Source organism: Roseateles chitinivorans, from assembly GCF_002761755.1.
Taxonomy (GTDB): Bacteria; Pseudomonadota; Gammaproteobacteria; order Burkholderiales; family Burkholderiaceae_C; genus Roseateles; species Roseateles chitinivorans.
Genome location: NZ_PEOG01000112.1, coordinates 1 through 10,897, shown reverse-complemented (window position 1 = coordinate 10,897; position 10,897 = coordinate 1). Strand labels below are relative to the sequence as shown.

The window sequence follows — 10,897 nt, the reverse complement described above, 5'->3', positions numbered from 1 at the left end:
ACCCAGCCCGGCGCCTGCACCCAGCCCGGCGCCTGCACCCAGCCCGGCGCCTGCACCCGCACCCGCACCCGCTCCCTCGCCGTCGCAGGCGACCACCTGGAACAGCATGAAGTTCGGCGGCGGCGGTTATGTCACCGGCCTGGTGTTCCATCCGACCACGGCGAACCTGCTGTACGCGCGCACCGATATCGGCGGCGCCTACCGCTGGAACCCGGCCGCGTCGTCCTGGACCCCGATCACCGACGGCCTCGGCTTCAGCGCGGCCGAGAGCTCCTACCACGGCATCGAGAGCATGGCCGTCGACCCGAACGACGACCGGCTCGTGTACATGGCCGCCGGCATGTACAACTCCGACAAGGCCGATGCGCGCCTGTACATCTCGAGCGATCGCGGCGATCACTGGACCTACGTCAAACTGCCGTTCTCGACAGGCGGCAACAACGGCGGTCGCGCGATGGGCGAGCGCCTGATGGTCGATCCCAACAAGCCGTCGATCCTGTTCTACGGCTCGCGCACCGCCGGTCTGTGGAAGAGCAGCGACTCGGGCCGCAACTGGACGCAAGTCAGCGCGCTGTCGACCGCCAAGATGACGCAGGACCAGATCAAGGCGGCCGGCGGCAGCGCGATGGGCATCGAGCTGGTCGTGTACGACACCGGCACGAAGGGCTCCGGCACCGCGACTTCGACCCTCTACGCCGCGGTCGCGCCGGACTACGCCAGCGTCGCTGGCCTGGCCTCCAACATGTACCGGTCCACCAACGGCGGCGCCACCTGGAGCGCGGTCACGACGCCGGTCTCGGGCTTCCACATCCCGCACATGGTGCGTGCCGCCGACGGCCTGTTCTACGTCGTCTTCACCAAGGACGCCGGACCGGGCGCCGGCGGACCGGGCCGCCTCTACAAGTTCGATGGCACCACCTGGACGCTGCTCAAGAGCGTGGACCCGACGACAGGCACCAACTTCGGCCTCGGCGGGGTGTCCGTCCAAGGCAGCGGTGCCAGCACCCGCATCGCGCTGGGCGTGACCAACTCCTGGGGGAACTGGAACGGCCAGCAGATCGTGCAGCTCTCCGACGACGGGGGGCGGACCTGGCGCGAGATCGAAGCGCAGATGTCCGGCGAGATCACCTCGGGCTGGGTCGACGATGTCGAGATCGATCCGTCCGACCGCGATCACATCCTGCATGTGCATGGTGGCGGCGTCGTGGAGACGCGCAACGCCTCGTCGGCCAAGCCCACCTGGAGCGGCAGCATCGCCGGCATCGAGGAGATCGCCGGCCAGGCCATCGTGACCCCGCCGGCCGGCGCGTCCTACCTGCTGATCAACAGCTCGGGCGACGTCGGCACCTGGGTCCACACGGATGTGACGAAGACGCCGACGCTGGCGCCGGGCCTGGGCTGGAGCAATGGCATCTCGGCCGACATGGCCTGGTCCGATCCGCAGTACATCGCGGCCTCCGGCTCGATCAACTCGAGCAACATCGGCACCGGCTACTGGTCCGGCGACGGTGGCAAGACCTGGGCCACCTTCGCCAGCCTGCCGGCCGGCGCGGCGACCAACACGGCGAGCGAATCGAGCCTGGTCGTCACCGCGCGCAACAGGGCCGTCTGGGCGCCCGCCAACTCGGTGCCGTCCTACACCACCGACAACGGCGCCACCTGGACCGCGACCAACCTGCCGGCGCTGTCCGCCGTCGGCTGGAACCGCGGCTACCGCCTGGCGGTCGATCGCAAGAATCCGAACAAGGTCTATGCCTACGACTCGGGCGGCGCCTGGTGGGCCTCGGCCGGCCGGTTCTATGTCTCGACCGACGGCGGCCACAGCTTCGCGCTCAGCCAGGGGTCGGTGACCGCCTCGCTCGCCCCCAACGGCTGGTGGGTCACCTCGATGGCGGTCAATCCCAATGCCGAAGGCGACATCTGGATGGCCGACGGCAATGCGGTGTACCACTCGGTGGACTCGGGTGCGACCTGGCAGAAGCTGAGCCAGTTCGCCTCGGTCCAGGGCAGCAACGCATGGCCCGACGTGCAGGGCGCCACCGCGGTGGCGCTGGGCAAGGCCAAGGCTGGCGCGTCCTACTCGGCAGCGGTCTATGTGGTCGGCACCATCAACGGCGTGTGGGGCGTGTACCGCTCCGACGACGGTGGCGCCAGCTGGAAGCGCTTCAACGACGACGCGCACCAGTTCGGCGGCATCGGCGTGATCGCGGCCGACCAGAACCTCTACGGACGGCTCTATGTCAGCGGCACCGGCCGCGGGCTGCTCTACAGCAACTGAAGCCTGACGGCCCCTCACTGGCGTCCGCGCTGGCATCTGCCGACGCGTCGACGCCAGTCCGGGGCAGGATCACCTGGAAACCCAGACGGCATGCCGTGAGACGGCACGGCCCGAGACCTTCGACCATGCGCAACTTCAACACGACGCCGATGGGGCGATCCGCTCTCTGGCTTGCTCTCTGCACGGCCCTGGTTCCCGCCGCTCATGCGGCGGAACCCGCGGCGAATCCGGGGCCTGCCTTCGCCTGGGAATCCAGCGAGCCCCTGATCAAGCCGCCTGCCGACGCGGCGAACCTCTTCGGCGTGAAGGACCCGTCGGTGGTCTTCCACGACAACCGCTATCACGTCTTCTTCACCACCGCCGGCACCGGCGGCTGGGGCATGGCCCACACCAGCTTCGCCGACTGGAAGGACGCGCCCCAGGCGCCGGTCTTCATGCTCGACAAGTCGCCCATCGGGCCCGGCTACCGCGCGGCCCCGCAGGTCTTCTACTTCGCGCCGCAGAAGCTCTGGTACCTCATCTACCAGGGCGGCGACCCGATGTACTCCACCACCCGGGATCTGGCGGATCCCCGCTCATGGACGGCTCCCAAGCCCTTCTACGCGGCCCCGCCCGACGTCGTGAAGGACGACAAGGGCCAGGCCGCCTGGCTGGACTTCTGGATCATCTGTGACGACCGGAAATGCCATCTCTTCTTCACCAACGACAACGGCAGCTTCTTCCGCGCTGAAACCGCGATCGAGCGCTTCCCGCAAGGCTTCTCCACGCCCGTCCTCGCCATGAAGACCGAGCGGCGGGAAGACCTCTTCGAGGCCAGCAACACCTACAAGATCGCGGGCACCGGGCAATACCTGACCCTGATCGAAGCCATGGGTCCGACCGGCCGCTACTTCCGCGCCTGGCTGGCCGACCGGCTCGACGGCGACTGGCGGCCGATCCCCGGCAGCCCGATGAACCTGTTCGCGGGCGCCGAGAACCTCAAGTTCAAGGGCCGCGTCTGGTCGGAGGGCGTCTCCCACGGCGAGATGATCCGCGCGGGCGTCGATCAGACCCTGGCGATCGATCCTTGCAAGCCGCTCAGGTTCCTCTACCAGGGCCTGGACATGACGCCGGGCAAGAAGTACGAGTACATCGAGCTGCCTTATCGGCTGGGACTGATCACGGCGGTCGGTCGCAACCCCGTCAGCGATCTGTGCAAGCGCTGAGGGTCCTCACGGCGTCATCCCCAGAGGCTGCTTCGAAGCTCCGTTCGTCGTTCCCTCACTTGCAGCTCAGCTTGGCCAGGCCGGTGCCGGCGCCGGCCACCTTGGGCAGGTTGGCCTTCACACAGGCGGGAGCGTCCGGCGTGTAGCTGTAGGAAATGCTGACCGGATAGGCGGCCGTGGTCGTCCAGTCCGACGCGTTTCTGGACGGACTGCCGTCCGGATCGGTCCAGGACACGCCGTAGCTGCTGAAGTCCGCCGGCTTGGTGATGTTGTTGTTGCGCAGCTCCCAATAGCCGATCGCCGAGCTGTCCCGCGAGGTGACCGGGTTCTTCGCGTTCTCGAAGTAGTTGGACTCGATCAGCGCGTAGCCGCCCATGCGCACATTGATGCCCGAAGCCATCACGCCGCTGTAGAGGTTGTTGTAGAGGTGGGTGTAGCCGCCCCGCTGCAGCGGCAGGCGGGAGCCGACGTTGTAGTAGTAGTTGTGGTGGAAGGTGATGTAGCGGTCGCTCGAGTCGCTGTCGCTGCTGCCGATCAGGCCGACCTCGTGGTGGTCGTGGATGGCGTTGTAGCTGTAGGTGATGTGGTGGGCTCCCGCCTTGTTGTCCACCAGGCCATCGAACTCCAGGTCGCCCGCGCCAGCGCATTCAGCGAGCGAGCTGAACAGCGTGTTGTGGTCGATCCAGATGTAGCCCGGGAACTTGCCGCTCTGGCCTTCGATGCCGATGGCGTCGATGGATCCGGGCAGCAGGCCGATCGTCATGTTGCGGATGATGATGTTGCTGGCGTCGGCCTTGATGGCCAGCCCGAAATTGGCGGCGGAGCCGGTGGCGCCCTGGATGGTGATGTCGCGCTTGCCCTTGAGCTCCACGATGTCGCCCGCCGGCTTCTTCCATTGCGCGCACGGGTCGGGAATGGTGCCGAAATCGAAGCTGCCGGCATAGGTGATCACCAGGCCGCCGGAGCCGCTGTAGGCATTGATCGCGGCCTGCATCTGCGCGGCCGTGGTGACCACCACAGGATTGGCGGTGCCGCCGCCGGTCACGTCGCCGGCATAGCCGCCGCTGTGGGCGTCGGCGGACGTCGGCGTTGGGTTGGACGGCACGGGCGCGGGCGCTGGTGCTGGTGCTGGTGCTGGTGCTGGTGCTGGTGCTGGTGCTGGTGCTGGTGCTGGTGCTGGTGCTGGTGTCGGCGCGGGAGCCGGTGTCGGCGCTGGAGCTGGGGCGGGCGCGGGAGCGGGAGCGGGAGCTGCACCCGGCGTCGGGGCGGGTGTCGGAGCGGGCGCAGGGGCAGGGGAGGGGGCCGGGGAGAGCGGAGGCGTCGGGCTTGAGGCCGTCGGCGGCGCGGTGCTCGCCGTGGCACCGGCGCTGTCGGAGCCGCCGCCACCGCAGGCGGTCATCAGGCTTGCCGTCAATGCGGCAGCGAAGTAGCGGAGCTGGGCCAACTCCACAGGGCCTACCTGGGTGCGTCTTGTCATGATCCAAATTTGAGAGGTGCGCGGGCCGTCCTCGCCATCGACCAGGGCGGCGGCGCGGATGCTAAGAGGCGTTCATCGCGCGAGTGCGTGACAAGCGGTAAATGCCGTCAGCAACTCCCCGACCGTGGTGATAACTCCGCCACATCGATGACACGACCGGCAGGCAAGGTGACGGAGTTGTTGTTCTTCGTTGTTGGATCACTGCCCATGTCGTCAAAGCATTCGAGCGCCCTGCCGCTCCATCTCTCCTCCCTGCGTGAACTCGAGGGCCTGCCCGACCGCCAGCGCCGTCTGCTGCTGCGCGCGGGCCTGGGCCTGTCCGTGGGCGGCTCCGCCCTCCTCACCGCCTGCGGAGGCGGAGACGGCGGCGGCAGTGGCCCGGACGCCGGCAGCGGCGGCTCGCCGGTGGGAACGCCCGCCAAGGTCTCGAGCTTCGCGCTGGCCGTGCTGCCGGACACGCAGTTCTATTCGCGCTACGCCACCACCGACGAGAACCTGCAGTTCCAGCGCAAGTACGGCTCCACGCCGTATGTCGCCCAGACGAAATGGATCGCCGACAACGCCGCGTCGCTGCGCATTCCGTTCACGATCCATCTCGGCGACGTCGTCGACCAGCAGGGCAAGCCGCTGCAGTGGCAGGTCGCGGATTCGGCGATGAAGGTGCTGGAGTCGGCCAAGGTGCCGTACTCCATCCTGGCCGGCAACCACGATGTGATCTCCGACGTCGACTATGTCGACGCGAGCAGCCAGGCCGCCAACACGGATGCGCAGCGCAACCTGGCCAAGGAGCCCTATCTGCAGGCCTTCCCGACCACGCGGGCGCAGCAGCAAGCCACCTTCGGCGGCCGCGATCCGTCGGGCTTCCACGAGTACCACGTCTTCAATGTCGACGGCAACGCATTCATGGTGCTGTCGATGTCCTGGCGCGCCTCCGACGCCGCCATCGCCTGGGCGCGCGGCGTGCTCGCGAAGCATCCGACGCTGCCGACCATCCTCGCCACGCACCAGCTGCTCAACATCGCGGCCGATGGCGTCAGCCCGCTCGAGGTTCCCTATGGGCTGATGCTGTGGGACAAGCTGATTCGCGACAACGACCAGATCTTCATGACCTTGAACGGTCATTACCACGGCGGCGCCCGTCTGACGAAGACGAATGACTTCGGCAATGCGGTCGAGGAGATGGTGGTCGACTACCAGATGGCCTACATGGGCGGCAACGGTCTCATGCGGCTGTACGAGTTCGACCTGACCAACAACAAGATCAAGGTGATGTCGTTCTCGCCGTGGGTCACGCAGAAGCCGACCGACACGCTCAACGAGTTCGACGTGGCGGTGCTCTCCGACGCGAACCACCAGTTCGAGATCGCCATCGATTTCAAGAAGCGCTTCGCGCGCTTCAATCCGACCTTCGCCTTGCCGGCGTCCGGCAACGCGCCGATCAACGAGCGCGCCAAGGCGGCGCTGCTGACCAACTTCACCGAGCCGCCGCCCAGCGTCAAGAAGGCGGCGGCCGACCCGGCGGACTATCCGGTGGTGGCGTCGACGGTGGCGCATTGGCGCTTCTTCGGTGGCGCCGACGGCAGCGTCGTGCCGGTGGGCCAGGTAATCCAGGACGAAACCGGCGCCAACCCGATCGCACGCCAGCCGCTGGACCGGGGCGGCGCCGCGCAGGCGGGCGACCTGACCTGGTCGAACGATCACCACTACCTCTCGGCCGCGCCGGGCAGCGTGCGCTTCTCCAACTCGGTGAACTCGCCGCTGCGGATGAGCGCATTCGCGACCGACGTGACGGCGCCGCTGAACGGACTGAGCTTCAGCGGCGGCTACACCGTCGAGGCCTTCCTCAAGCTCCCCGCCAACTGGACGGCGGCGAACAACGCCTGGATGAACATCATGGAGCGGGAGGGGCGCCGCGGCGATGTCAGTGGCATCGACGCCAGCGCCGATGGCGACGAGAGCGCGCTGATCTTCGCGATCTCCAGCCTGCGCGAGGTGCAGTGGGAGGTGACGCCGAGCACCTCGGGCACGCGCTCTCCGGCGGCGAATTTCTCCGGCGAGATCGTCACCGAGCGCTGGATTCACGTGGCCATCGTCAACGACCCGGCGCAGAACAGCACCATCATGTACGTGGAGGGGGCGCCCATCCTGCGCAATGCGTCGAACACGAACGGCATCGCCTTCACCAGCGCCAGCGACCGGATGATCATCGGCGGTGGCGTCTACGCGAACGCGCCCTCGAACGGCTTCCTGGGCAGCATCGGCGAGATCCGCATCTGCAGCGAGCCATTGGGCGCGGACAAGTGGCTCACCGCCCGCAAGCGCTGACGCGGACGCCCGCAGTCCTGCGGAGGGTGGCGGCCCCGAAGGAGTTCCGGGGCGGCCGCGCGGACCGTCACCGCTGGGCGGGCTCCCAGCCGAAGGCATGGTCCAGCGACCACCGCCCGGGTCCGCGGCCCAGCAGGACCAGCATCGGCGCGGCCCAGCTCAGGTGGGTCGGCCAGCCCGAGGGATAGACGAAGAGCTGGATCACCGCCGTCATTCCCAGCACGCCCAGCGCCGCCAGGCGGGTGAACAGCCCCAGCACCAGCAGGATCGGCAGGAGATGCTCGGCGCCGGTGGCGAGGTAGGCGGCCCACTCCGGCGGGATCAGCGGCAGCGCGTAGTCCTGGCGGAACAGCAGGAAGGTGGTGTCGGTGAGGGTGAACCAGCCCTCGACCTTGGTGCGGCCGGACAGCCAGAAGACGCCGGCGATGCTGAAGCGGCAGGCCAGCGCGATCAGGTCGTGCGAGATCAGCCGTTCCAGGCGCGCGCGCAGCGCGGCCAGCGATGAGGGGGCGCCGCTCAGGGCGCGGGGCGAGGAAGTCGGCAGGGTGTTCATGAGGGCATCTCCGTGAGGGCGGCGAAAGCGCCTTGTTGAAGCAGGCGACCCAGCGAGGCGCCGGGATCGAAGCGGGCATGGCGAACCTGGACCGCGTCCAGCGCGTCGCCCAGCGCCTGGCCTGCGGCGCAGGCCTCGAGCAACGCGCAGTCGGCGCCGTCGATCTCCAGGCTCAGCACCGCGCCGGCGGGCCGCGTCAGCAACGCGCCCTGGCCGTGCCAGCACGGCGGATTCGGATCGGCGGCCGCGGTGCGCGCGGCCTGCCAGAGCGAGAAGGCCGGCCAGTCCGCGCACCAGCGCCAGCGGGTCGCGGGATGCGGCACCAGGCGGGCGGCGGCGAGCCGCGCGGGATCGAGCGCCGCGATCGTCGCGAGATCGAGCACCGGCGCGTCGGCTGCGACGTGGCTCTCGCTCCAGAGCCGATCCAGCCGCGCGACCTCGCCCAGCCAGGGCCAGTCGCTGCCGGCCACCGCCTGCTCGAGGAAAGCGGGGAAGTGGGCGCCGTAGTGCTGCAGGTCGCCGGCCTCCGGCGGGGCGGCCCGCGCGGCGTCGAGCGCGACGGCCCGCATCCAGTCGTCGCCGACCAGCCGGTGGACGGCCGGGTATAGCGAGAGCAGCGCGTCCGCGCAGCCCTTCAAGACGGTGTTGCGATAAACGGCGAAGCCGGGATGCGAGGCCGGCCCTTCGTGGCGGGTGCGCTCGTCGGCATCGGCCCACAGGTCGTGCCAGAACGCGGTCTGGAATTCGACGAGCGTCATGCGGACACCTCCAGCGCAAGAGGGCGGGCGGCCGCGAGCACCGACTGGGCGTGGCCGCGCTCGGCGATCAGCTCGGCGAACGTTGGCAGGTGGCCGTCGCGCTCGAGCAGCGTCGGGCGCGGTCCGATGCGGGCGGTCAGGCGCTCCAGCAGGGCCCAGACCGGCGCCGCGACCGGCGCGTCGTGGCTGTCGATCAGCAGGCCGGTGGACGGGTCCGCATCGGCGCGGTGTCCGGCGACATGGATTTCCATCACCGCATCGCCGTCGATCGCATCGACCCAGGCCGCGGCATCGAGGCCGAGGTTGTTGGCCGACACGAACACGTTGTTGACGTCGACCAGCAGCCCGCAGCCGCTGCGACGGACCAGCTCGTGCAGGAAATCGACCTCGCCCCAGCCATGGTCCAGGGGCAGGTAGTGCGAGGGGTTCTCGATGGCGACCGGTCGCCGCAGCGCGTCCTGCAAGCGGGACACGTTGGCCACCAGGTGCCGCAGCGCCTCGGTCGTGCGCGGCACTGGCAGCAGGTCCGGCGCGTAGGCGGCACCGGCGCGGCTCCAGGCGAGGTGCTCGGACACCAGTGCCGGCTCCACCCGATCGACCAGCGCCGCCAGTCGCCGCAGGTGATCGGCATCGAGCGGCGCGGCGCCGCCCAGCGAGGCCGAGACACCGTGCAGCGACAGCGGATGCGTCGCTCGCAAGGCCTCGAGCAGGGCCAGGCGCGGGCCGCCGGCCACGAGGTAGTTCTCGGGATGGACCTCGAACCAGAGTCCCGGATCGCGCGCGGCCAGCGCGTCCTCCGCGAACTCGGGCTTGAAGCCCAGGCCGGCGCCCAGCGCGCGCGTCATGGCCGGCCGATCAGGACTTGATCGCGGTCAGCGAGCCCATGCCCTTGGGCGTCTTGATCGTCGTGCAGGTGCCGGCCGGCACGTACTTCCAGGCATTGGCCTGGTAGTCCATCTTGGCGGTGCCGGCGCAGGTGGTGCCGGGGCCGGCGGCGCAGTCGTTCTTGCCGGCCATCGCGACGCCGTAGCAGCGCTCCTTCTCGGCGGTGGCGGGCTTGGCGTCTTGCGCCATCGCGGAAGCGGACAGGGCGGTCAGCGTGACCAGGGCGAGGCTCAGGGTGGTCGACTTCATGGGGCACTCCTTGTGCGGTGAATCGGGTTGTGGGTTGGACGCGGCGGCGAGTCCGTCGCGTTCCGGCAGCTAGTTCGCCGCGAAATCGCCGGGGGTTACAGCGCCTCCGGAAATTTCCTGAAGTTTTTTTTCGCGCCGTCTGTAACCTTCCGGTCCCATGACGCGAATAGATCCGGTGATCGCGACCGAGCATGAGCTGCACCAGCTGTTCCTGGCCGGGCTGGACGGGGATGCGGCGGCCTACCGCCGCTTCCTCGAGCGCCTGGGCGCCTTGCTGCGCGGGTACTTCCGGCGGCGGCTGCAGCAGTTGCCGGACGAGGTCGAGGACCTGGTCCAGGACACCTTGATGGCGGTGCATGCGCAGCGCCAGACCTATCGCCGCGGCGAGCCGCTGACGGCCTGGGTGCATGCGGTGGCCCGCTACAAGCTGGTGGACCTGTGGCGCCGGCGCGAGCGGCAGGAGGCCCTGAACGATCCGCTGGACGAGGACCTGGCGGTGTTCGCCACCGCCGACCATGAGGCCGGCGACACCCGCCGCGACCTCGGCCGGCTGCTGGAACGGCTGCCGACCAGCCAGCGCCTGCCGATCCTGCACACCAAGCTGGAAGGCTTGTCGGTCGAGGAAACCGCGCGCCTCACCGGCATGAGCGAATCGGCGGTGAAGGTCGGCGTGCACCGCGGCTTGAAGGCGCTGGCGCGCCTGTGGAAGGACATGACATGAAGACCGACGAACTCATCGCACTGCTGGCCCGGGACGCGGGCCCGGTGCCTGCGGGCGTGGGGGAACGGCGCTTCGCCGCGGCGCTGTCGCTGGGCATCCTGGCGGCCCTGGCCTGGGTGCAGGGCGCCTTCGGCATCCGGGCCGACCTGCCGCTGGTGATGGCCACCGCCGACTTCTGGCAGAAGGTCGCGATGCCCTTGGCGGTGGCGGTCACCGGCCTGGTCGTCGTCTTCCGGCTGGGCCATCCCGGCGCGCGGGTGCGCGGCTGGTGGCTGGGCGTGTGGCTGCCGGTGTCGCTGCTGTGGATCTGGGCCGCGGTCTTGCTGTGGATGGCCGAGCCGGCCGCGCGGATGCCGCTGGTGCTGGGGACCACCTGGCGCACCTGCGTGTTCAACGTGACGGCGACCGCGCTGCCGATCGGCATCGCGCTGCTGTGGGCGCTGCGC

10 protein-coding genes are annotated in these 10,897 nt (G+C 69.2%); 5 read left to right on the top strand and 5 right to left on the bottom strand.

Going from position 1 to position 10,897, the window contains the following annotated elements:
* Positions 1-106 precede the first annotated feature (106 nt).
* Positions 107-2,278: a sialidase family protein gene (locus CS062_RS24040; RefSeq protein WP_099864302.1), complete on the top strand. Its 2,172-nt coding sequence runs from the start codon at positions 107-109 to the stop codon at positions 2,276-2,278.
* 125 nt (positions 2,279-2,403) lie between these two features.
* Positions 2,404-3,483, top strand: coding sequence for a glycoside hydrolase family 62 protein (locus CS062_RS24035; protein WP_199174343.1), 1,080 nt, complete (start codon positions 2,404-2,406; stop codon positions 3,481-3,483).
* Positions 3,484-3,538: 55 nt separating this feature from the next.
* Here the strand turns inward: CS062_RS24035 and CS062_RS24030 are convergent, their stop codons facing one another.
* Complete coding sequence (locus tag CS062_RS24030) at positions 3,539-4,588, bottom strand: pectate lyase family protein (protein WP_199174342.1); 1,050 nt, start codon at positions 4,586-4,588, stop codon at positions 3,539-3,541.
* Between the two features lie 579 nt (positions 4,589-5,167).
* Here CS062_RS24030 and CS062_RS24020 point away from each other — a divergent pair.
* Complete coding sequence (locus CS062_RS24020; protein ID WP_099864300.1) at positions 5,168-7,285, top strand: LamG-like jellyroll fold domain-containing protein; 2,118 nt, start codon at positions 5,168-5,170, stop codon at positions 7,283-7,285.
* Positions 7,286-7,352: 67 nt separating this feature from the next.
* On the opposite strand, the gene CS062_RS24015 is transcribed toward CS062_RS24020, so the two are convergent.
* Genes CS062_RS24015 through CS062_RS24000 form a run of 4 tightly spaced genes read right to left on the bottom strand, consistent with a single transcriptional unit; the run spans position 7,353 to position 9,730 of the window.
* Positions 7,353-7,838, bottom strand: coding sequence for a DoxX family protein (locus CS062_RS24015; RefSeq protein ID WP_099864299.1), 486 nt, complete (start codon positions 7,836-7,838; stop codon positions 7,353-7,355).
* Positions 7,835-8,596 carry an HvfC/BufC N-terminal domain-containing protein gene (locus tag CS062_RS24010; protein ID WP_099864297.1) on the bottom strand — a complete coding sequence of 254 codons (762 nt, stop codon included), beginning with the start codon at positions 8,594-8,596 and terminating at the stop codon, positions 7,835-7,837. The genes CS062_RS24015 and CS062_RS24010 overlap by 4 nt, the downstream gene beginning before the upstream one ends.
* Positions 8,593-9,441: an MNIO family bufferin maturase gene (gene bufB / locus CS062_RS24005; protein ID WP_099864296.1), complete on the bottom strand. Its 849-nt coding sequence runs from the start codon at positions 9,439-9,441 to the stop codon at positions 8,593-8,595. Before bufB ends, CS062_RS24010 begins: the two co-directional genes overlap by 4 nt.
* 10 nt (positions 9,442-9,451) lie before the next feature.
* A complete protein-coding gene (locus tag CS062_RS24000) occupies positions 9,452-9,730 on the bottom strand; it encodes a BufA1 family periplasmic bufferin-type metallophore (RefSeq protein WP_099864294.1) in 279 nt (92 codons plus the stop codon).
* A 157-nt stretch (positions 9,731-9,887) separates the two neighbouring features.
* Here CS062_RS24000 and CS062_RS23995 point away from each other — a divergent pair, with 157 nt between their 5' ends.
* Positions 9,888-10,451 carry a sigma-70 family RNA polymerase sigma factor gene (locus tag CS062_RS23995; RefSeq protein ID WP_099864293.1) on the top strand — a complete coding sequence of 188 codons (564 nt, stop codon included), beginning with the start codon at positions 9,888-9,890 and terminating at the stop codon, positions 10,449-10,451.
* A partial coding sequence (locus tag CS062_RS23990; protein WP_099864304.1) for an NrsF family protein occupies positions 10,448-10,897 on the top strand: 450 nt, incomplete at its 3' end. The genes CS062_RS23995 and CS062_RS23990, both read left to right, overlap by 4 nt.

Excerpts from the sequence above, each read along its gene's own strand:
- CS062_RS24035 (WP_199174343.1), top strand. The coding sequence starts at position 2,404 with ATGCGCAACTTCAACACGACGCCGATGGGGCGATCCGCTCTCTGGCTT.
- bufB (WP_099864296.1), bottom strand. The coding sequence starts at position 9,441 with ATGACGCGCGCGCTGGGCGCCGGCCTGGGCTTCAAGCCCGAGTTCGCG.
- CS062_RS24015 (WP_099864299.1), bottom strand. The coding sequence starts at position 7,838 with ATGAACACCCTGCCGACTTCCTCGCCCCGCGCCCTGAGCGGCGCCCCC.
- CS062_RS24010 (WP_099864297.1), bottom strand. The coding sequence starts at position 8,596 with ATGACGCTCGTCGAATTCCAGACCGCGTTCTGGCACGACCTGTGGGCC.
- CS062_RS24000 (WP_099864294.1), bottom strand. The coding sequence starts at position 9,730 with ATGAAGTCGACCACCCTGAGCCTCGCCCTGGTCACGCTGACCGCCCTG.
- CS062_RS24020 (WP_099864300.1), top strand. The coding sequence starts at position 5,168 with ATGTCGTCAAAGCATTCGAGCGCCCTGCCGCTCCATCTCTCCTCCCTG.
- CS062_RS24040 (WP_099864302.1), top strand. The coding sequence starts at position 107 with ATGAAGTTCGGCGGCGGCGGTTATGTCACCGGCCTGGTGTTCCATCCG.
- CS062_RS23995 (WP_099864293.1), top strand. The coding sequence starts at position 9,888 with ATGACGCGAATAGATCCGGTGATCGCGACCGAGCATGAGCTGCACCAG.